Source organism: Shinella zoogloeoides (assembly GCF_003574625.1).
Classification (GTDB): Bacteria; Pseudomonadota; Alphaproteobacteria; order Rhizobiales; family Rhizobiaceae; genus Shinella; species Shinella zoogloeoides_A.
This window is the reverse complement of record NZ_QNUJ01000003.1, coordinates 430,894-450,992: the sequence shown is the minus strand read 5'-3', so window position 1 is coordinate 450,992 and position 20,099 is coordinate 430,894. Positions and strand designations below refer to the sequence as shown.

Annotated in this window: 16 protein-coding genes; 10 read left to right on the top strand and 6 right to left on the bottom strand. The window is 65.7% G+C overall.

What is annotated here, in order from left to right:
• Positions 1 to 101: 101 nt before the first annotated feature.
• Positions 102 to 977, bottom strand: a complete 876-nt coding sequence (locus DSD28_RS08065) for a LysR substrate-binding domain-containing protein (RefSeq protein WP_119255860.1) — start codon at positions 975 to 977, stop codon at positions 102 to 104.
• 204 nt (positions 978 to 1,181) lie between these two features.
• Here DSD28_RS08065 and DSD28_RS08060 point away from each other — a divergent pair, with 204 nt between their 5' ends.
• The 3 genes from DSD28_RS08060 (at position 1,182) to phnY (ending at position 5,214) form a co-directional block, all read left to right on the top strand.
• The gene (locus tag DSD28_RS08060; RefSeq protein ID WP_119255859.1) at positions 1,182 to 2,384 is read left to right on the top strand and encodes a 2-aminoethylphosphonate--pyruvate transaminase; all 1,203 of its coding nucleotides are present in this window, start codon (positions 1,182 to 1,184) and stop codon (positions 2,382 to 2,384) included.
• A gap of 18 nt (positions 2,385 to 2,402) precedes the next feature.
• Positions 2,403 to 3,665: a phosphonoacetate hydrolase gene (phnA, locus tag DSD28_RS08055; protein ID WP_119255951.1), complete on the top strand. Its 1,263-nt coding sequence runs from the start codon at positions 2,403 to 2,405 to the stop codon at positions 3,663 to 3,665.
• A 94-nt stretch (positions 3,666 to 3,759) separates the two neighbouring features.
• Positions 3,760 to 5,214: a phosphonoacetaldehyde dehydrogenase gene (gene phnY / locus DSD28_RS08050; RefSeq protein ID WP_119255858.1), complete on the top strand. Its 1,455-nt coding sequence runs from the start codon at positions 3,760 to 3,762 to the stop codon at positions 5,212 to 5,214.
• On the opposite strand, the gene DSD28_RS25815 is transcribed toward phnY, so the two are convergent.
• A complete protein-coding gene (locus DSD28_RS25815; RefSeq protein ID WP_162911295.1) occupies positions 5,180 to 5,467 on the bottom strand; it encodes a hypothetical protein in 288 nt (95 codons plus the stop codon). The two genes, phnY and DSD28_RS25815, sit on opposite strands and share 35 nt — an antisense overlap.
• Here DSD28_RS25815 and DSD28_RS08045 point away from each other — a divergent pair.
• The 3 genes from DSD28_RS08045 to DSD28_RS08035 all read left to right on the top strand — a co-directional run bounded on the left by DSD28_RS08045 (position 5,454) and on the right by DSD28_RS08035 (position 9,750).
• Positions 5,454 to 6,476 carry a putative 2-aminoethylphosphonate ABC transporter substrate-binding protein gene (locus DSD28_RS08045; protein ID WP_119255857.1) on the top strand — a complete coding sequence of 341 codons (1,023 nt, stop codon included), beginning with the start codon at positions 5,454 to 5,456 and terminating at the stop codon, positions 6,474 to 6,476. The genes DSD28_RS25815 and DSD28_RS08045 overlap by 14 nt on opposite strands.
• A gap of 80 nt (positions 6,477 to 6,556) precedes the next feature.
• Positions 6,557 to 7,732 (top strand): putative 2-aminoethylphosphonate ABC transporter ATP-binding protein, encoded by a 1,176-nt coding sequence (locus DSD28_RS08040; protein ID WP_119255856.1) that lies wholly within the window; start codon positions 6,557 to 6,559, stop codon positions 7,730 to 7,732.
• A gap of 2 nt (positions 7,733 to 7,734) precedes the next feature.
• Positions 7,735 to 9,750, top strand: a complete 2,016-nt coding sequence (locus DSD28_RS08035; RefSeq protein ID WP_432430844.1) for a putative 2-aminoethylphosphonate ABC transporter permease subunit — start codon at positions 7,735 to 7,737, stop codon at positions 9,748 to 9,750.
• A 74-nt stretch (positions 9,751 to 9,824) separates the two neighbouring features.
• On the opposite strand, the gene DSD28_RS08030 is transcribed toward DSD28_RS08035, so the two are convergent.
• Positions 9,825 to 10,859, bottom strand: coding sequence for a GlxA family transcriptional regulator (locus DSD28_RS08030; RefSeq protein ID WP_119255854.1), 1,035 nt, complete (start codon positions 10,857 to 10,859; stop codon positions 9,825 to 9,827).
• Between the two features lie 203 nt (positions 10,860 to 11,062).
• Here DSD28_RS08030 and DSD28_RS08025 point away from each other — a divergent pair, with 203 nt between their 5' ends.
• The gene (locus tag DSD28_RS08025) at positions 11,063 to 11,845 is read left to right on the top strand and encodes a DeoR/GlpR family DNA-binding transcription regulator (protein WP_119255950.1); all 783 of its coding nucleotides are present in this window, start codon (positions 11,063 to 11,065) and stop codon (positions 11,843 to 11,845) included.
• An 88-nt stretch (positions 11,846 to 11,933) separates the two neighbouring features.
• A complete protein-coding gene (locus tag DSD28_RS08020; RefSeq protein ID WP_119255853.1) occupies positions 11,934 to 14,384 on the top strand; it encodes a GcvT family protein in 2,451 nt (816 codons plus the stop codon).
• Between the two features lie 35 nt (positions 14,385 to 14,419).
• Here DSD28_RS08020 and DSD28_RS08015 read toward each other — a convergent pair whose 3' ends face one another.
• Complete coding sequence (locus DSD28_RS08015; RefSeq protein ID WP_119255852.1) at positions 14,420 to 15,430, bottom strand: 2-hydroxyacid dehydrogenase; 1,011 nt, start codon at positions 15,428 to 15,430, stop codon at positions 14,420 to 14,422.
• 37 nt (positions 15,431 to 15,467) lie between these two features.
• Complete coding sequence (gene pbfA, locus DSD28_RS08010; RefSeq protein ID WP_119255851.1) at positions 15,468 to 16,829, bottom strand: (R)-1-hydroxy-2-aminoethylphosphonate ammonia-lyase; 1,362 nt, start codon at positions 16,827 to 16,829, stop codon at positions 15,468 to 15,470.
• Between the two features lie 131 nt (positions 16,830 to 16,960).
• Between pbfA and DSD28_RS08005 the strand changes: the two genes are divergently transcribed.
• Positions 16,961 to 17,830 carry a LysR substrate-binding domain-containing protein gene (locus DSD28_RS08005; protein ID WP_119255850.1) on the top strand — a complete coding sequence of 290 codons (870 nt, stop codon included), beginning with the start codon at positions 16,961 to 16,963 and terminating at the stop codon, positions 17,828 to 17,830.
• A 9-nt stretch (positions 17,831 to 17,839) separates the two neighbouring features.
• On the opposite strand, the gene gcvA is transcribed toward DSD28_RS08005, so the two are convergent.
• Complete coding sequence (gene gcvA / locus DSD28_RS08000; RefSeq protein WP_119255849.1) at positions 17,840 to 18,712, bottom strand: transcriptional regulator GcvA; 873 nt, start codon at positions 18,710 to 18,712, stop codon at positions 17,840 to 17,842.
• A gap of 102 nt (positions 18,713 to 18,814) precedes the next feature.
• Here gcvA and DSD28_RS07995 point away from each other — a divergent pair, with 102 nt between their 5' ends.
• The gene (locus tag DSD28_RS07995) at positions 18,815 to 20,014 is read left to right on the top strand and encodes an aromatic ring-hydroxylating oxygenase subunit alpha (RefSeq protein ID WP_119255848.1); all 1,200 of its coding nucleotides are present in this window, start codon (positions 18,815 to 18,817) and stop codon (positions 20,012 to 20,014) included.
• Positions 20,015 to 20,099 lie beyond the last annotated feature (85 nt).

Sequence of the window (20,099 nt, the reverse complement as noted above, 5' to 3'; positions counted from 1 at the left end):
CAAGCCGGCGGAGGTCCGCACTTCAAGGCGTCGGCTTTCCTGCGATCCGGGGCGGCGTGCCGGCAATTCTCCTGCCGCACGCCGCTTCGGTCTGTCGAATGCTACGCCGGCGGCGCCGCCAGCTTGCGGGCGATGTCGAAGAAGGCGTTCACCAGCTTGCCGTTGGCGCGCTCGCGCAGGCAGATGAGCGCTTCGTCCATCCGCATCTCGGGCGCGTCGATCTCGATCGGGATGAGGCGGTTGTCCTGCCCGAATTCCGCCGAGGAGACGAAGCCGACGCCGCCGCCGGCCGCCACGATCTCCCGCACGGCCTCGCGCCCTTCCGCCTCGATGAGCGGGACGAGCGGCACGCCGCATTGCGCCGCCATCATCTCCAGCTTCTGGCGGGTCTTCGAGCCCCGCTCGCGCATGACGAGGGGATGCTTTGCAAGCTCGGAGAACGAGAGCCGCCTTGCGTCGCCCAGCGGATAGTCGCGGCTGGTGAAGGCAATGATCGGCGTCGAGTTCAGCTTCAGGATATCGAAATCGCTGGATTGCGGCACCTCGCCGAGCACGCCGATATCGGCCTCGTAGGCATGCAGGCTGGTGATCACCGTTTCCGTATTGCCGGCGTCGATCGAGACCTGCACGGAAGGATAGGCGCGGCGGAAGGCGGCGAGGATGTGCAGGAGGTGATGGGCGGCGTCGGCGACGATGCGCAGCTTTCCAGCGCGCAGGGCCCGCGATTCCGACAGGAGGTCGAGCGCCTGCTGCTCGACGTCGAACATGCGGCGGGTGACCTCGAGAAGATGATGGCCCGCCTGGGTCAGCGTCACCTGCTTCTTGTTGCGGTTGAAGAGCAGGACATCGTATTCCTCCTCCAGCTTGCGCACCTGGTCCGACACCGCGGGCTGGGTGAGGAACAGCGCCTCGGCGGCGCGCGAAAAACCGCCATGGATCGCCACATTGTGAAAGGCGCGCAGTTGTACATAGCGCATGAGGACCGGCCTTCGATAAATTGAAGCTATGCGTTCATTAAGACGAACGATTTTGCTTATGTAAAGTGGCGGAGTCCATTTGAACCGTCCAGGCTTCCCGATAATCATAAATTCAATCGATAGATTGATACAAAAGAACGATTTTACATATATATCTTTCCGTCCCATTGTCGTCCCCGGATATGCCAAACGTGAGGACGGACCATGCCAACCACCGCTTCCGACAGGGCCAGCGCCCCCCTTGAGACGCCGCGACTCGGCGAGCCCTATCTTCTGACGCCCGGCCCGCTGACGACGGCCTATTCGGTCAAGGAGGCCATGCTCAGGGACTGGGGTTCCTGGGACGGCGACTTCCGCGCCATGACGGCGGAGCTGCGCGGCGAGCTGCTCGCCATCGCCGGCGACACGGCGGGTGAATTCGACTGCGTTCCCATGCAGGGCAGCGGCTCCTTCTCGGTGGAGGCCATGCTCGGCAGCTTCGTGCCGAAGGACGGCAAGGTGCTGGTGCTGAGCAACGGCGCCTATGGCAAGCGCATCGCCCAGACGCTTTCCTATCTCGGCCGCGCCCATGTGGTGATCGACAAGGGCGACTACATGCCGCCGCGCGGCACCGAGGTCGCCGCCGCGCTGGAAGCCGATCCGGCAATCAGCCATGTCGTCGTCGTCCATTGCGAGACCAGCTCGGGCATCCTCAATCCGCTGAAGGAGATCTCCGAGACCGTCTATGCGCATGGCCGCAAGCTGCTGGTCGATTCCATGAGCGCCTTCGGCGCGGTGCCGGCCGGCGTCAACGATTTCCGCTATGAGACGATCGTCTCCTCCGCCAACAAGTGCATCGAAGGCGTGCCCGGCTTCGGTTTCATCATCGCCCGCAAGAGCGAGCTGGAGGCCGCCAAGGGCCGCAGTCATTCGCTCAGCCTCGATGTCCATGCCCAGTGGGAACACATGAACAAGACCGGCCAGTGGCGCTTCACGCCGCCGACCCATGTCGTCGCCGCCTTCCTGGAGGCGCTGCGCATGCACCGCGCGGAAGGGGGCGTGGCGGCCCGCGGCGCGCGCTATGCCCACAACCGTGACGTCATGGTGGCGGGCATGCGCGAACTCGGTTTCGAGACGCTGCTCGCCGACCGGTGGCTCTCGCCGATCATCGTCACCTTCTTCAGCCCGGCCCATCCGGCCTTCGCCTTCGATCGCTTCTACGATCTCATGAAGGACAAGGGCTTCATCATCTATCCCGGCAAGCTGACGGTGGTGGACAGCTTCCGCGTCGGCTGCATCGGCCGCATGGACGAGCATGTCATGCGCCGCGTGGTGGAGGCCGCCCGCTCCTCGCTGGCCGAAATGGGTGTCGACAGCGCCGCCCCGCCGGCCATCGCCCTTGAAGAACGCAGCCGTCTCGCGGCCTGAAAGAGAATGGAAACCTCGATGAACCAGATGTCCAAGATCACCGTCACCGCCAACCGCCGCACCTATCCCTGGCCGAACGTCCCGGCCATCGCCATCTGCCTCGACGGCTGCGAGCCGGCCTATCTCGACGAAGCCATCAAGGCCGGCCTGATGCCGACGCTCGAGCGCATCCGCAAGACCGGCACGGAGCGCACCGCGCTCAGCGTCATCCCGAGCTTCACCAACCCGAACAACCTGTCCATCGCCACCGGCCGCCCGCCGGCGATCCACGGCATCTGCGGCAACTATCTCTACGAGCCCGCCACCGGCAAGGAAGTGATGATGAACGACCCGCGCTTCCTACGCGCGCCGACCATTTTCAAGGCCTTCTACGATGCCGGCGCCAAGGTGGCGGTGGTGACGGCGAAGGACAAGCTGCGCGCCCTTCTCGGCCATGGCCTGAAATTCGACGACGGCCGCGCGGTCTGCTTCTCCTCGGAAAAGTCCGACAAGTCGACCAAGGCGGAGCACGGTATCGAGAACGCCTCGGCCTGGCTCGGCCGGCCGGTTCCGGAAGTCTATTCGGCCGACCTCTCCGAATTCGTCTTCGCCGCTGGCGTGAAGCTCCTCAAGGAATTCCGCCCCGACGTCATGTACCTGACGACCACCGACTACGTGCAGCACAAATATGCGCCAGGCGTGCCGGAGGCCAATTCCTTCTACGAGATGTTCGACAGGTACCTGACAGAGCTCGACGCCCTCGGCGCGGCGATCATCGTCACCGCCGACCATGGCATGAAGCCGAAGCACAAGGCGGACGGCTCGCCGGACGTCATCTATGTGCAGGACCTGCTCGACGAATGGCTCGGCAAGGACGCCGCCCGCGTCATCCTGCCGATCACCGACCCCTATGTCGTCCATCACGGTGCGCTCGGCTCCTTCGCCACGGCCTATCTGCCCGAGATGGCGGACAAGGAGGAGATCATCGAGCGGCTGAAGGCGGTGGAGGGCATCGACGTCGTGCTCTCGCGCCCGGAAGCCTGCATCCGCTTCGAGCTGCCGGACGACCGCATCGGTGACATCGTCCTCGTCTCCTCGCAGAACAAGACGCTCGGCACCAGCGAGCACCGGCACGACCTTGCCGCGCTGAACGAGCCGCTGCGCTCGCATGGCGGACTCACCGAGCAGGCGGTGCCCTTCATCGCCAACCGCGTCCTGCCGGAACTCTCGTCAGCCGGCACGCTGCGCAATTTCGACGCCTTCTACTACGCACTCGTCGCGGCCGCCCAGCCGGCGCACTAGGGCATCCTGCGGCCGGGCGGAACCGTCCGGCCGCATCAGGGAACATAGAGCGTTGCCGCAAGAGGAGAAGCGGACGCGCTGCGAGGAGAAAGTCATGACGAAAGTGGAAACGACGTTCGCGATCCGCCATGAGCCCATGCGGATCGCCGGCAAGGCGGTCGATACCGAAGGGCGGATCGAGGTGCGCTATCCTTGGAACGATGCCGTCATCGGCACCGTTCCGGCGGGCCATGCCGAGCATGCGAGAAAGGCCTTCGAGATCGCCGCGGCCTACCAGCCGAAGCTGACGCGCTACGAGCGCCAGCGCATCCTCCTCAAGGCGGCCGAGCTGCTCGTCGCCCGCAAGGAGGAAGTCTCCGATCTCATCACGCTGGAACTCGGCATCTCCAAGCAGGATTCGCTCTACGAGGTGGGCCGCGCCTTCGACGTGCTGACGCTTTCGGGCCAGATGTGCATCCATGACGACGGGGAGATCTTCTCCTGCGACCTCACCCCGCACGGCAAGGCGCGCAAGATATTCACCACCCGCGAGCCGCTGACCGCCATCTCGGCGATCACGCCCTTCAACCATCCGCTCAACATGGTGGCGCACAAGGTGGCCCCGGCGATCGCGACCAACAATTGCGTCGTCCTCAAGCCGACCGAGCTGACGCCGATGACGGCGCTCGTCTTCGCCGACATCCTCTACGAGGCCGGGCTGCCGCCGGAAATGCTCTCCGTCGTCACCGGCTGGCCCGGCGATATCGGCATGGAGATGATTACCAATCCGAACTTCGACCTCATCACCTTCACCGGCTCCGTGCCGGTCGGAAAGCTGATCGCCGCCCATGCCCAATACAAGCGCCAGGTGCTGGAACTCGGCGGCAACGACCCGCTGATCATCCTCAACGATCTTTCGGACGACGACCTCGCCCGGGCGGCGGACCTGGCGGTGGCGGGCGCGACGAAGAATTCCGGCCAGCGCTGCACGGCCGTCAAGCGCATCCTCTGCCAGGAACGCGTCGCCGACCGCTTCGTGCCGCTGGTGCTGGAGCGGGCGAAGAAGCTGCGGTTCGGTGATCCGATGGATCGTACGACGGATCTCGGCACGGTCGTTCACGCCAGGGCGGCGGAGGTCTTCGAGCGCCGCGTGTACAAGGCGGCGGAGGAGGGGGCCGAGGTGCTCTACGATCCCGGCCGCAGAGGTGCGCTGCTCCCGCCGATCGTCGTCGACCGGGTTTCCCATGCGAGCGAGCTCGTCATGGAAGAGACCTTCGCGCCGATCATCCCGATCGTGCGCGCGCCCGACGACGACGACGCGCTGATCGCGCTCTCCAATTCCACCGCCTTCGGCCTTTCTTCCGGCGTCTGCACCAACGATTTCCGCCGCATGCAGAAATACATCGCGGGCCTCAAGGTCGGGACGGTGAACATCTGGGAAGTGCCGGGCTACCGCATCGAGATGAGCCCCTTCGGCGGCATCAAGGATTCGGGCAACGGCTACAAGGAAGGCGTCATCGAGGCGATGAAGAGCTTCACGAACGTGAAGACCTTCTCCCTCCCGTGGTGATCCGGGCCAGCCCCTGCGGGATCACCTTTTGCTGGGAGCCGTTTCGCGCGGCTCCCTTTTTTGCGTTTGCGGCAGGATTCTTTCCATCGTTTTTATTTTCCGAACGATAAGAATAATAAATTTTACTTACCGAAAACCCCTGCCAGAATGCCTCGTGAAGCCGATTGTAAACAAGGGTGACGACAGATCGCCCGCCGCGCTTCCCGGGTTTTTCCAGGTCTCCAGAGAGGATTTCAATCATGAACAGACGCATGCTTTTTATGCTTGCCGGCGCCATGTCCGCCGTGCTTCCGACCATTGCATTCGCCGAGACCGAACTGACGGTCTATACCGCCGTGGAGGCCGTCGACCTCGACCGCTACAAGGAGACCTTCGAGAAGGCCCATCCCGACATCAAGATCAACTGGGTGCGCGATTCCACCGGCGTCATGACGGCCAAGCTGCTCGCCGAGAAGGATAACCCGCAGGCCGACGTCGTCTGGGGCGTTGCCGCGACCTCGCTGCTCCTCCTCAAGACAGAGGGCATGCTGGAGCCCTACCAGCCGAAGGACGTCGAGGCGCTCGACAAGAAATTCGTCGACAAGGACACGCCGCCGAGCTGGGTCGGCATGGACGCCTATGTCGCCGCGCTCTGCTACAACACGGTGGAGGGCGAGAAGCTCGGTCTGACACCGCCGACGAGCTGGGAAGACCTCACCAAGCCGGAATACAAGGGCCATATCGTGATGCCGAACCCGGCCTCCTCGGGCACCGGCTTCCTCGACGTCTCCGGCTGGATGCAGATGTGGGGCGAGGAGAAGGCGTGGGGCTTCATGGACAAGCTGCACGAGAACATCTCCGCCTACACCCATTCCGGCTCCAAGCCCTGCAAGATGGCGGGCGCCGGCGAGGCGGTGATCGGCGTTTCCTTCGAATTCCCCGGCGCCAAGGCCAAGAGCGCCGGCGCGCCCATCGACATCATCTTCCCCTCGGAGGGCTCGGGCTGGGAAGCCGAGGCGACGGCCATCATCGCCGGCACGCCGAATCTCGAAGCCGCCAAGACGCTGGTCGACTGGTCGGTCACCAAGGAAGCCAACGAGATGTACAATGTCGGCTATGCCGTGGTCGCCTATCCGGGCGTCGCAAAACAGGTCGAGCACCTGCCGGCGGACATCTCCTCCAAGATGATCGACAACGACTTCGAATGGGCCGCCAACAATCGCAACGCGATCCTGAAGGAATGGCAGAAGCGCTACGACGCCAAGTCGGAGCCGAAGAGCTGACACCGCTCGGCCGGGCGGGGCGCCGTCGCGCTCCGCCCATCCCGTTCTCCTGAAATCCCTGAAGCCAGCGGAGCTTGCCGATGAGACATGCCCTGTCGATCGAACCGACGCCCACCAGCCCGTCCCGGGCTGCCGAACGTGCGGCGGACCAGCCGGCCCCTTATCTGGAGATAACGGATCTGTGGAAGGCCTATGGCGATTTCGTCGCGCTGCGCGACATCTCGCTGAGCATCGCGAAGGGCGAATTCATCTGTTTCCTCGGCCCCTCCGGCTGCGGCAAGACGACCCTGCTCAGGGCCATCGCCGGCCTCGACCTTCAGACCAAGGGCACCATCCTCCAAGACGGTCGCGACATCTCCACCCTGCCGGCCTCCAGCCGCGACTACGGCATCGTCTTCCAGTCCTACGCGCTCTTTCCGAACCTCACCATCGAGCAGAATATCGCCTTCGGCCTCGAGAACACCGGCCGCCCCAAGGCGGAGGTCGCTGCGCGGGTCGCCGAGTTGCTGGAGACGGTCGGCCTGTCGGCGCATGGCAAGAAGTATCCCGCCCAGCTCTCCGGCGGCCAGCAGCAGCGCATCGCGCTTGCCCGCGCCATCGCCATCTCGCCGGGTCTTCTCCTGCTCGACGAGCCGCTTTCGGCGCTCGACGCCAAGGTGCGCGTGCATCTTCGCCATGAGATCAAGGCGCTGCAGCGCAAGCTTGGCGTTACCACCATCATGGTGACGCACGACCAGGAGGAAGCGCTCGCCATGGCCGACCGCATCGTGGTGATGAACCACGGCGTCATCGAGCAGGTCGGCTCGCCCACCGAGATCTACCGCCATCCCGAAACCCTCTTCGTCGCCGACTTCATCGGCGAGACCAACCAGTTCCCGGCGAAGGTCGCCGCGGATGGCGAGGTTGAGATCGGCCATTCCGCCTTCCGCTGCCCGACGGGCGATTTTGCCCCCGGCGCGACCGCGACCGCCGTCGTGCGCCCCGTCGACATCATTCCGCACGGTGCCGACGCGCATGCGGCCAACGCCGTCGACCGGCCCTCGACGCCGCAGAACCTGATCGACGCCGAAGTCCGGGAAATGGAGTTCCTCGGCATGTTCTGGCGCACGCGGCTGACCGCGCCGCGGCTCGGCGAGCGCACGCTCGTCGCCGACTTCTCGGTCAATGCCGTGCGGCGTCTCAGCATCGAAACGGGCGGCGTCATCCAGGTGGAGATCCCGCGCGAGCGCCTGCTGCTCTATCCGAGGAGCGCATGACGATGAGCATCGCCCTCGAAACGCCCCATCTGCCGCTCGCCGGCAAGCGGCTGCGGCAGCAATCCTCCCGCGACGACCGCATCAAGCTCGGCTTCATGGCCGTCATCGGCCTCTACCTGATCGTCGCGCTCGGCGCGCCGCTCTTCGTCATGCTGTCGAAGTCGCTGTCGACCTACCGCTTCGACCTTGCGGCCTTCGAATTCCAGGTCAGCGACGAGACGGGGACCAACTGGGGGCCGGTCGTCAGCGCCGCGCAATTGAACGAGACGCTCGGCGCGGTGCCGGAAAGCGAGCTTTCCAGCAATTCCGACGGGCGGCTGGCGGCGACCAAGTTCTTCCCCGAATTCAAGTTCCGCAGCCCCGTGCACTACCGCATCCGCGGCACGACCGCCGATGCGGCCTTCCTCGTCGGCTCGACGCTGGAAAAGGGCACCGAATGGCGCGACTACGATTCCGGCACCTTCCGCCGCGTCGTGCTGCGCCCGGCACGCGGCCTCGGCCTCGATAACTTCGTGGCCTATTTCTCGACGCCGGCGCTCGCCCAGTCGATCTACAATTCGGTGCTGATGGCGGCCATCAGCACGGTCTTCACCGTCGCCATCGCCTTCGCGCTTGCCTATGGACTGACGCGGAGCTGCATGCCGCTGAAGGGCCTCTTCCGCGGCGTCCTGACGATCCCGATCCTCGTGCCCTCGCTGCTGCCGGGCATCGCGCTCGTCTATCTCTTCGGCAACCAGGGTGTCTTCAAGGACTGGCTGATGGGCTATTCCATCTATGGTCCGATCGGCATCGTCATCGGCTCGGTCTTCTTCACCCTGCCGCATGCCTTCCTGATCATCCTGACGGCGCTTTCCGTGGCCGATGCGCGCCACTACGAGGCCGCCGCCTCGCTGAAGGCCAGCAAGTGGCGCACCTTCACCACCGTCACCGTGCCCGGTGCGCGTTTCGGTCTCGTCTCGGCCGCCTTCGTCGTCTTCACGCTGGTCATCACCGATTTCGGCCTGCCCAAGGTGATCGGCGGGCAATATGGCATGCTCGCCGTCGACATCTACAAGCAGGTGATCGGCCAGCAGAATTTCGAGATGGGCGCGGTCGTCTCCGTCATCCTGCTCGTGCCGGCCATCCTCGCCTTCGCCGTCGACCGGCGCATGCAGAAGCGGCAGGTGGCGCTGCTGTCGGCCCGCGCCGTGCCCTATGCGCCGAAGCCCAATGCCCGCACGGATGCGATCTGCTTTGCCTTCGCCTGCCTCGTCAGCCTCTTCATCCTCGGCATGATCGCCATGTGCCAGATCGCCGCCCTGGTGAAATTCTGGCCCTACGACCTGACGCTGACGACGAAGAACTTCGCCTTCGACCTGATGGACGGCGGCGGCTGGGAAGCCTATGGCAACTCGATCAAGCTGGCTTTGCTGACGGCGCTGTTCGGCTCGCTCGTCGTCTTCGCCGGCGCCTATATGGTGGAGAAGGCGGACGGCTTCCGCCTCGGCCGCGGCCTCTTCCATTTCCTCGCGATGATGCCCATGGCGGTGCCGGGCATGGTGCTCGGCCTTGCCTATATCTTCTTCTTCAACAATCCGGCCAATCCGCTCCATCCCATCTACGGCACGATGGCGATCCTTGTCGTCTCCACGGTGACGCACTTCTATACCGTCGCGCACCTGACGGCGCTGACGGCGCTGAAACAGATGGATCCGGAATTCGAATCCGTCGCCGCCTCGCTGAAGCAGCCCTTCCACCGGCTGTTCTTCCGGGTCACGGTACCGGTCTGCCTGCCGGCGATCCTCAACATCGCGATCTATCTCTTCGTCAATGCGATGACGACGGTCTCGGCGGTGGTCTTCCTCTATTCCACCAACACCAAGCTCGCCTCGGTCGCCGTGCTCAACATGGACGATGCCGGCGACATCGCCCCGGCAGCCGCCATGGGCATGATGATCTTCTACACCAATGTCGCCGCCAAGCTTATCCACGCGCTGGTCGCCCGCGGCCTGCTGGCGCGGACCCAGGCATGGCGCTGACGCCGGCGTCGAAGGTTGCATGAAAAAGGCCCCTCTCCATCGCGGATGAGGGGCCTTTTCCTTGGGGATCTGTTTCAGGCGACGTGCCGTTCCTCGTCGCGGCGGCTTTCGGGAAGGGACCGCCGCTCCACTTCGGCAAGGCGCGTTCCCTGCGGCGTGCAGCCGTAGCGCTCGCGATAGGTGCGGGAGAAGTGCGAGGCGGTGGAAAAGCCGCAGGCCATGGCGATCTCGATGACGGGCAGCGACGAGGTGGCGAGCAGCAGATGCGCCCGTTCCAGCCGCAGGTCGAGATAGTAGCGCGCCGGGGTGCGGCCCATCTCGCGGCGGAAGAGGCGCTCCATCTGGCGGCGCGAAAGCCCGCTTGCCGGCGGCATGTCGGCGAGCCGCAGCGGTTCGGAAAGGTTGGCCTCCATCTGCTGGATGATGCGGATCAGCAGGGCATTGTCGATGCCGAGGCGGGCCTGCAGCGGCAGGCGCTGACGTTCGCCGGCTTCCCGCAACTGGCCGCAGAGCGCCACCTCGCAGATGCGGTTGGCGACGTCCTTGCCGAGGTCCTGCTCGATGATCTCAAGAAACATGTCGAAGGACGCATTGCCGCCGGCGCAGGTATGGAGATCGGCGTCGATCTCGAATGTCGTCTGGCGGGCCTTTGCGGCAGGAAAGCGCTCGGAGAAGTCCGGGAAATGCGCCCAGTGCACGGCGCAGCGCCGCTCGTCGAGAAGCCCGGCGCGGGCGAGCGGATAGAGCCCGCCGGCAAGGCCGGCCAGCGGGATGCGGCTGCGCCGGCAAAGCCGCAGCCACGCCTCCAGTGGCCGGTCGGGCGCGGGGATCGCGTTGCCGCCGCAGACCACGGCGAAGCGCGGCGCCATGCCCGGCCGGCAGAGCCATTCGCGCGCCTCGGCGAGGGAAAAGTCGGCGGCGACGCGCATGCCGCAGGCGGAACTTGCCGGCCGGCCATGCACCGTCACGACCTGCCAGTCGTAGACCGGTCGGCCGGCGACCTCGTTGGCGATGCGCAGGGCGTCGAGCGCTCCGGAGAAGGCATGCAGCGCGAAGCCGTCGACGAGACAGAAGATGAAACGGCTGCCGTCCATGCGTGCCTGTTGCATTGTCTCCTCCCGGTCGTGAAAAACGATTTAGGGCAGAATGGAAAGAATTATTACATAATGCAACATAAAAAGACATTCCGGCCGTGTGTTTTCGGCGAAATATGGTCTCGATTGTCACAATTCATCGCCCGAATGAGCCGGGCATGCACGGTCGATGTCGCGCCCGGCTTGTCAAAGCGACAAAAATGATCGCAGATATCGTCATGTCCGGTTCCCAGAACACCCGCGCCCTCGCTCCCCGCCGCCACGGCGAAATCCTGCGCCGCCTTGCGGCGGACGGCACGGTGAGCATCACCGAGCTTGCCGCTTTCTTCGACGTGTCGCGGCAGACGATCCGCCGCGACCTGAAGCTTCTCGCCGAGCGCGGCCAGCTCGACCTCGTGCATGGCGGGGCGACGCTGTTCGAGGCGACCGAGGCGGCCTTCACCGAGCGGCGCGAGGAAAATGCCGACGCCAAGGCGGCGATAGGCCGCGCCGCCGCCGGCCTGGTGCGCGACGGCATGGTCGTCTTCCTCGATTCCGGCACGACGACGCTCGCGGTGGCGCAAGCCCTTTCCGAGCGGAAAAACCTCACGATCTGCACCACTTCGCTATCTGTCGCGCTTTTGATGTGTCGGCAGCCGCAGGTGCGGGTGCACATGCTCGGCGGCGAGATCGACCCGGACGAGGAGGCCTCGGTCGGCATCGACGCACTGGAGGCGATCGCGCATTTCCGGGTCGATGTCGCCTTCCTTGGCGGCGGCGGCCTGTCACCGGACGGCGAGGTGACGGACTTCACCCGCAGCGGCGCGGAGCAGCGCTCGCGCATGGCCGAAACGGCAAACCGGGCCTATTTCGTGCTCGACAGCTCGAAATTCGGCCGGTTGACGCCGTTGCGCATTCCGCGCTTCGAGGCGGCAACCGGCGTGATCGTCGACCGCCGCCCGCCGGAGGCCATCGCCGAGGCGCTGGAGCGGAGGGGGCCGACCCTGATCGTTTCCATGTGACTAAATGTAATATTTTGTAACTTTCTGTCTTGTTCTTTGGCGATGTTTTGGTACCGTGCGGCCTTCCATGGTTTCGGGAGGTCGTTTCATGGCGCAGGAATTTCCAACACAGGCGCAGGTCGTCATCATCGGCGGCGGCATCATCGGCTGCTCGGTGGCCTATCACCTGACGAAGCTCGGCTGGCGGGACGTCGTCCTGCTGGAGCAGGGCCAGCTCAGCGGGGGCACCACCTGGCATGCCGCCGGCCTCGTCGGCCAGTTGCGCAGCCATGCCAACATGACGAGCCTCATCAAATATTCCACGCAGCTCTACAGCGAGCTGGAGGCGGAGACGGGGCTAGCCACCGGCTGGAAGAACTGCGGCTCGCTTTCCGTCGCCCGCAGCGCCGACCGGATGACCGTGCTGAAGCGCACCGCCGCCTCTGCCCGCGCGCAGGGCGTGGAGATCGAGGTGATCTCGCCGAAGGAGGCGCAGGACCTCTGGCCGGTCATGGCGATCGACGATCTTGCCGGCGCCGTCTGGCTGCCCGGCGACGGCAAGGCCAATCCGACCGACCTCACGCAGTCGCTCGCCAAGGGCGCGCGCAGCCGCGGCGCCCGCATCATCGAGCGGGTGCGCGTCACCGGCATCTCCACCGCGAACGGCGCGGTCACGGGCGTCGAGACGGATCGCGGGGCCATCGCCGCCGAGATCGTCGTCAACTGCGCCGGGCAATGGGCGCGCAAGGTGGGGCTGATGTGCGGTGTTCCGGTGCCGCTCCATTCGGCCGAGCACATGTATATCGTCACCGGCCGCATCGAGGGCGTGCATCCGGACCTTCCGGTGATGCGCGATCCCGACGGCTATATCTATTTCAAGGAGGAGGTCGGCGGCCTCGTCATGGGCGGCTTCGAGCCGGAAGCCAAGCCCTGGGGCATGGCGGGCATTCCCGACGACTTTGAATTCGCGCTCCTGCCGGACGACTGGGACCAGTTCGAGATTCTCATGCAGAGCGCCTTGCAGCGCGTGCCGCAGCTTGCGACCTCGGAAGTCAAGAAATTCTACAACGGCCCGGAAAGCTTCACGCCGGACAACAATTTCATCCTCGGCGAGGCGCCGGAGCTGAAGAATTTCTATGTCGGCGCCGGCTTCAATTCCATGGGCATCGCGAGCGCCGGCGGGGCGGGGCGGGCGCTGGCGGAATGGATCGTCAACGGCGCGCCGACCATGGACCTCTGGCCGGTCGACATCCGCCGCTTCGCAAACTTCAACAACAATCCGCGCTGGCTGCACGACCGCGTCAAGGAAACGCTCGGCCTGCACTATGCCATGCCCTGGCCGAACCGCGAACTGGACACGGCGCGCCCCTTCCGCCGCTCGCCGCTTTATGACCGGCTGACCGCCAGGGGCGCCTGCTTCGGCTCGAAGATGGGCTGGGAGCGCGCCAACTGGTTCGCCGCCGAGGGCGAGGCGCCGGTGACGGACTATGCCTTCGGCCGGCAGAACTGGCATGAGGCGGTGCGGCGCGAGATGAAGGCGACGCGCGAGGCCGCCGGCCTCTTCGACCAGACCTCCTTCGCCAAGCTGCTCGTGCAGGGCCGCGACGCCGCGATGGCGCTCAACCGCATCTGCGCCGCCGAGATCGATGTCGAGATCGGCCGCTCCGTCTATACAGGCATGTTGAACGAACGTGGCGGCTATGAAAGCGACCTGACGGTGATGCGCCTTGCCGCCGACCGCTTCCTCATCGTCACCGGCTCGGCGCAGGCCGTGCACGATGCGGACTGGATCCGCCGGAACATCCCCGCCGACGCCCATGTCACGCTCACCGACGTCACCTCGGCCTATGCGGTGCTGGCGCTGATGGGGCCGAAGTCGCGCGACATCCTCGGCCGGCTCACCTCCGCCGATCTTTCCAGCGAGGGTTTCCGCTTCGCCACCATCCGCGAGATCGATATCGGCTATGCCACGGCCTATGCCAACCGCATGACCTATGTCGGCGAGCTCGGCTGGGAGCTGATCGTGCCGACGGAATTCGCGGTCGGTGTCTACGAGGCGCTGCAGGAAGCCGGCCGGGACCTTGGGCTCGTCGATTGCGGCTACTATGCGCTGGAGGCGCTGCGCCTGGAGAAAGGCTACCGGGCGTGGAGCCGCGAGTTGACGCCGGATATCGACCCCTGTCAGGCCGGCCTTGCCTTCGCGGTCGCGCTGGACAAGCCCGGCGGCTTCATCGGCCGCGATGCCGTCGCCGCCGCAAAGGCGAGGGGAACGCCCTCGCGCCGCATCGTGCAGTTCACGGTGGACGATGCAGGGCCGATGCTATGGGGTGGCGAGCTGATCCTGCGCGACGGCAAGCCCGTCGGGGAGGTCCGCTCGGCAGCCTACGGGCATACGCTCGGCCGCTCGGTCGCGCTCGCCCTCATCGAGCATGCCGATGGCGTGGACAGGGCGTTTCTGGAGGGCGGCCGGTTCGAGGTCGAGCTTGCCGGTGAGCGCTTCGCCGTCACCGCCCATCTGGCGGCGGCGTACGATCCGAAGGGTCTGCGGGTCAAGGCATAGGCTTCGGGCGGGGTGCGCGCCACCCCGCCTTTCCTTCAGGCGAACCGCACATTGCTTTCCTGCGCCCGCAGGCGCGGATCGTGCGAGCGGATCTCGACGGGCTTTCCGTCCAGGATCTCGAAGCATCGCGCCAGCGTATCATCGGTGAGGCGCTGCATCGCCTCGGCGGTGAAGAACGCCAGATGCGGGAGGAGGATGGCGTCCGGGCGGCCGAAGAGCGGGCTCAGCGTATGCCCTGTCTTCGCCAGCGGCTCCTCCTCGTAGACGTCCAGCCCGACGCCGCCGAGACGGCCGGCCAGCATGGCCTCGACCAGTGCCGTCTCGTCGACCAGGGCCCCGCGCGAGACGTTGACCAGCACTGCCGACGGCTTCATGCAGGCAAGCGCCGCGCGGTCGATCATATGGCGCGTCGACGGGCTGAGCGCCATGTGCAGCGAGACGAAATCGCATTGTCGCAGCATGGCATGCAGGTCGTGCGCCTTCTCCACGCCGTGGCCGGCCATGGCGGACGCCTCGACATGCGGATCGAAGCCGAGGACCCGTGCCCGGACGCCGGCAGATACCATGCGCGCCATGCTGCGGCCGATCTTGCCCATGCCGATCAGCCCCACCGTCGCGCCCGCGATATCGCGGCCGAGCCAGCGGGGTTCCGGCCAGAGCCAGCCGTCGCGCTCCATCGCCCGGCCGATCTCGGGCAGGCGCCTGGCAAGGGCGATCATCAGGGCGAAGGCCGCCTCGGCCACGGTCTCCTGCGCATAATCCGGCACGTTGACGACGGGAATGCCCCGCGCCATGGCCGCCGGTATGTCGATGGCGTCGATGCCGACGCCATATTTGACGATGCCCTTCAGCCGCCGCGCCGCGGCGATGACGGGCGCGGTGATCGGCGTATAGCACATCAGGAGGAGATCGGCCTCCGCCACCTCCCGCATCAGTTCCTCCTGCGGAATGTCGGCCGGCAGGGTGACGAGGTCGACGCCCCGTGCCCGCAGGCCGGCGTCGATGTCGGGGCATTCGAGCTCCCGGTCCGTGCGGATGGCTTTCATGGGGTATTCTCTCGTGCTTCGTTGCATTCCGTCCTCCTCATCCCGCCAGGATCGCCGTTTCGACAATGGTCAGGGCCTGGTCGAGGTCCTCGCGCGCGATCACCATGGGTGGGGAGAGCGTCATGACGTTGCCCTGGCTGATCTTCAGGCTCAGCCCCGCCTCCAGGCAGCGATAATAGGCCCGTTCGGCGAGCCCGTTGTCCGGCGTGAAATCCGCGCGGTCCGATACGAGCTCAACTCCGAAGAGCAGGCCACGCCCGCGCACGTCGCCGACGGCGGGGCAGCGCTCCGCGAAGGTGCGAAGCCGCTCCATCGCGTAGTCGCCGAGTTCGGCGGCCCGCTCGGCAAGCCCTTCCTCGCGGATGATGGAGATCGTCGTGAGCGCCGCGCGGGTCGTCACCGGGTTCTTCTCATGGGTGTAGTGGCCGATGGCATAGTCACCCGCCACGTCGAGGTCCCGCCGGGCGACGACGCCGGCAATCGGCAGCACACCTCCGCCGAGCGCCTTGCCGAGCACAAGGATGTCGGGCACGACCTCGTCATGCTCGCAGGCGAAGAAACGGCCGGTCTTGCCGAGGCCCGTCGGAATCTCGTCGAAGATCAGCAAGGTCCCGTGACGGTTGCAGGCCTCGCGCACTGCCTTCCAGAAGCCCGGCGCCGGCGGATTGGGCGTCGCGCGCATCGGCTCGGCGACCAGCGCGGCGAAATCGCCCTCACGGCCAAGCACATAGGAGATCATGCCGGCGCAGGCCTTGGCGGAGCGTTCGAGATCGTCCTGGCCGTAGGCGCAGCGGCGGCTTGCCCAGGGCGCGACATGCTCGGCTCCCGGCAGGAGCGGCCCGGCGATGCCCGAGCGGAAGGTCGCCTCGCCGCCGACGCTCGACGCGCCGAAGCCCGCGCCGTGGAAGGCGTCCCAGAAGGAGAGTGTCTTGAAGCGCCCGGTCGCGGCGCGGGCGAGCCGCAGCGCGACCTCGATCGCATCGGAGCCGCCCGTCGTGAACAGCACCTTGCCGAGATCGCCGGGCGCCAGCCGGCCGAGCGTTTCCGCCAGCTCGACCGCCGGCTCGCAGGTGAAGCGGCGCGGTGCGAAGCTGAGTGTGTCGATCTGCTCCTTGATCGCCTGCCTCAGCCGCGGATGGCCGTAGCCGATATGGTGCACGCTGTTGCCATGGAAATCCATGTAGCGCCGGCCGGCGGTATCCTCGATCCAGATGCCTTCCGCCTTTGCGATGGCGCTGAGGCAGGGGCTGGAAAGGCTCTGGTGCAGGAAGGCGGCGGCGTCGCGCGAGACGAGGTCATGCGTTCGCCCGTCCCCGAGGCGCGCATTCCAGGCTCCGCGTGCGGCGGATGTATTGGCCTCGCCTTCCGTGTGAACCAGCGTGGATGCCGTGGTCTTCATCGCTATCTCCGATCCGTCTGCCTGCGACAGGAGAGCTATCGCATCGTTCGGTTTGCAAATAAAATCGATATTCTCGACAGCAATGAAGAATTCATCGATACTGTGGCCTCCACGAAAGGCTTTCATCCGCCATGCGCTATGTCCAGCTTCGGGCTTTCCATCATGTCGCCCTCGCCGGGAGCTTTTCCCAGGCGGCGCGCGACCTCTCCCTCACCCAGCCCGCCATTTCCGATCAGGTGCGCTGGCTCGAGGAGGAATATGACGTTCCGCTTTTCGTGCGCAAACGCCGGCAGCTCACGCTGACCCCGGCGGGCACGCGGCTGCTGGCGGCGACGCGCCGCCTGTTCGACGCGGAAGGCGAAGCCCTCGACGTGTTGCAGGAGGAACGCTCGCTGCGGGCGGGCGTGCTGCGCATCGCCGCCGATTCGGTAGATCACATATTGGATGTGCTCACGGTCTACCGGCAGCGGTTTCCCGGCATCCAGATCAGGATCGTCGGCGGCAATTCCAGCAGCATCGTCGAGGATCTGCTCGCCTATGACGTGGATATCGGCGTCCTCGGGGAGCTAGCCGACGAGCGGCCCTTCGAGGTCCTGTCGCTCAATGTCTCGCCGGTCGTGCTCTTCGTCGCGCGATCCCACCCGCTGGCGGGGCATGCGAGCCTGTCGCTGCAGGCGTTGAGTGCGTGGCCGCTGGTCATGCGGGAAGAGGGGTCGCGGACCCGGCTGATGGTGGAAAAGCTCGCCGCAGCGGAGGGCATCGCCCTTCGCTGCGCCATAGAGGCCGAGGGGCGCGAGGCCGTCCGGCGCATCGTCGCCGCCGGCGTCGGGGTCGGCATGGTCTCGCAGGCCGAGTTCGACAACGACCCGAGGCTGGTCAAGATCGCGCTCGAAGGCCAGCCGCTGACGATGCACGAGAAGCTGATCTGCCTGAAGGACCGCCGCAACGGCAAGGCGATCCAGGCCTTCTTCGCGACGGCCCGGAGACTGGCACAGGAATAGGTCCCGGTTTCAAGCGGTTGTAGTGGTGACGTCGATGAGCCAATCGCGAAAGGCCGTTACTTTCGGCAGCTTCGCCTTGCGCTGCGAAACGAGCAGCCAATAGGAACCGGCGGCCGGAAGCCGGGCGCGAAACGGCTCCACCAGTAGCCCGCTGGCCAGTTCCCGCTCCACCAGCGCGGCGCGGCCAAGCAGGACGCCCTTGCCCTCGACGGCTGCGCGGATCGCCATGATCGACTGGTCGAAGAACGAACCCGACGAGGTGTCGACGCCCCTGACCCCGGCATGCGCAAGCCAGGTGTCCCATTCCTCGGCATAACCGGGAACATGCAGCAGGTCACGGCCCCTGAGGTCCTCGGGAACGGCCAGCGCCTCGGCATAGGCCGGGCTGCAGACGGGGAAGGCCTCGTCCGCAAGCAACCGGGTGGCTTCGCATTTCGGCCATTGGCCCGCGCCGAAGGCAATCGTCGCATCGACCTTGTCCTCGCCCTGGTCGAGCGCCGTCAGCCTGAGGTCTATGTCGGGATGCCTTGCACGGAAGAGGTCGAGGCGGGGCGCGATCCACTGGCTGGCGAAGGATGTCGGCACGTGCACGACCAGCAGGTCGCGCGCGTTCCGTCCGGCGAACCTGCTGGTCGCCTCGTCGATCATGTCGAAGGCCTGGCCCAGATCCTCGGCATATCGCCGGCCCCGGTCGGTGAGCCGCACGCCATTGGCGTGGCGCTCGAAGAGGGGCTTGCCGAGTCTCAGTTCAAGCGCCCGAATGTGCTGCGAGACGGCCGAGGGTGTGACATTCAATGCCGCGGCGGCGGCGGCGAAACTGCCGAGGCGGGCGGCGGCCTCGAACGCGCGAAGCCAGTTCAGCGAGGGGCGCAGGGGAGACATGGCACCATTAGAAATACTTAAGCTTTCCCCAAGGTAATCGCGTTTGCGCGCGCAGGCAACAATGTCTCCTATGGCTTCAATCCGGCCTTTGGAGAAATCGCCATGAACGTTCACTGTCTGAATACCTATCGACCGGGCCACGGCCTTCCGGGCTCGTTCTATACCGATCCGGAGATATTCGCCGAGGAGCAGCGCCGCATTTTCCGCAACAGCTGGTTCTTTGCCGGTCACTCCATCGAGGTTGCCGGGCGGGGCGATTACCTGACGCTGGACGTTGGAGGTGTGCCGGTCGTTGTCGTCCGCGATCAGGACGGCGGGCTGCACGCCCACCACAATATCTGCCGTCACCGCGGCTCCCTCGTCTGCACGAAGGAAAAGGGCAAGGCTGCCCGCCTGGTTTGTCCCTATCATGCCTGGACTTACGGGCACGATGGCCGGCTGATCGGCGCGCCGATGATGGGAGAAGGGTTCGACAAGGAAGCGCATGGCCTGAAGCCGGCGCATGTGGGGGAATTCGACGGGCTGATCTTCGTCAACCTGTCCGAGACGCCGTCTCCGTTTCATGAACTGCGCGACCATCTTTCGCCGGTTCTCGCATCCCAGGGCATGACGCGGGCGAAGGTCGCCCTGATCCGCGACTACGATCTGGATGTGAACTGGAAGATCGTCGTGGAGAACAACCGCGAATGTTACCATTGCGAGGGCAATCATCACGGCTATGTCTCCGTGCAGTATGATACGGAGAACGACAATCCCGCTCTGAAGGGGGAGATCGCCGAGCGCCTGGGCGAGTGTCGCCGGCGCTGGGAAAGGGCCGGCCTCGACGTCGCGCGCGTCAACACCTCGTCCAACAACACGGCGGAATGGTTCCGCGCCAACCGGACCCCGGTCCGCAAGGGCATGGTGACGGAAAGCCCGGACGGTCAGCTCGTCTGCAAGGTGTTGATGGCCGGTTTCACCGACCCCGACATGGGAACGGCCCGCGCCAACACCAACATCAATTTCTGGTGCCATGCCAATTCCGACTATGCGCATACCGTGCGCATCACGCCGGTATCCCCGACCCGGACCATCGTGCGGGCCTATTGGCTGGTGGATGAAAACGCCGTCGAAGAGCGCGATTACGATCCCGAGGCGATTGCCGCCTTCCATCACCAGGTCATGTCCGAGGACTGGGATATCTGCCGCCGCCAGTGGCGCGGCGTCACCTCGCCCAGCTTCGAGCCGGGCCCCTATGCGCCGGACAAGGAGGCGAATGTCGACCGCTATGTGCGCTGGTATGTCGGGCGGATGAGCGCCTGACGCTCCCGCCCGCGCTCTCGATCACCGACAACAAGGTGGCGGCTTGCCCGCTGCCGGGAATTCAACGGGACCACGCGCAGTGCGG

Excerpts from the sequence above, each read along its gene's own strand:
- phnA (WP_119255951.1), top strand. The coding sequence starts at position 2,403 with ATGAACCAGATGTCCAAGATCACCGTCACCGCCAACCGCCGCACCTAT.
- DSD28_RS07995 (WP_119255848.1), top strand. The coding sequence starts at position 18,815 with ATGAACGTTCACTGTCTGAATACCTATCGACCGGGCCACGGCCTTCCG.
- DSD28_RS25815 (WP_162911295.1), bottom strand. The coding sequence starts at position 5,467 with ATGCGTCTGTTCATGATTGAAATCCTCTCTGGAGACCTGGAAAAACCC.
- DSD28_RS08005 (WP_119255850.1), top strand. The coding sequence starts at position 16,961 with ATGCGCTATGTCCAGCTTCGGGCTTTCCATCATGTCGCCCTCGCCGGG.
- DSD28_RS08065 (WP_119255860.1), bottom strand. The coding sequence starts at position 977 with ATGCGCTATGTACAACTGCGCGCCTTTCACAATGTGGCGATCCATGGC.
- gcvA (WP_119255849.1), bottom strand. The coding sequence starts at position 18,712 with ATGTCTCCCCTGCGCCCCTCGCTGAACTGGCTTCGCGCGTTCGAGGCC.
- DSD28_RS08015 (WP_119255852.1), bottom strand. The coding sequence starts at position 15,430 with ATGAAAGCCATCCGCACGGACCGGGAGCTCGAATGCCCCGACATCGAC.
- DSD28_RS08030 (WP_119255854.1), bottom strand. The coding sequence starts at position 10,859 with ATGCAACAGGCACGCATGGACGGCAGCCGTTTCATCTTCTGTCTCGTC.
- phnY (WP_119255858.1), top strand. The coding sequence starts at position 3,760 with ATGACGAAAGTGGAAACGACGTTCGCGATCCGCCATGAGCCCATGCGG.
- DSD28_RS08060 (WP_119255859.1), top strand. The coding sequence starts at position 1,182 with ATGCCAACCACCGCTTCCGACAGGGCCAGCGCCCCCCTTGAGACGCCG.
- DSD28_RS08040 (WP_119255856.1), top strand. The coding sequence starts at position 6,557 with ATGAGACATGCCCTGTCGATCGAACCGACGCCCACCAGCCCGTCCCGG.
- DSD28_RS08035 (WP_432430844.1), top strand. The coding sequence starts at position 7,735 with ATGAGCATCGCCCTCGAAACGCCCCATCTGCCGCTCGCCGGCAAGCGG.
- pbfA (WP_119255851.1), bottom strand. The coding sequence starts at position 16,829 with ATGAAGACCACGGCATCCACGCTGGTTCACACGGAAGGCGAGGCCAAT.
- DSD28_RS08025 (WP_119255950.1), top strand. The coding sequence starts at position 11,063 with ATGTCCGGTTCCCAGAACACCCGCGCCCTCGCTCCCCGCCGCCACGGC.
- DSD28_RS08020 (WP_119255853.1), top strand. The coding sequence starts at position 11,934 with ATGGCGCAGGAATTTCCAACACAGGCGCAGGTCGTCATCATCGGCGGC.
- DSD28_RS08045 (WP_119255857.1), top strand. The coding sequence starts at position 5,454 with ATGAACAGACGCATGCTTTTTATGCTTGCCGGCGCCATGTCCGCCGTG.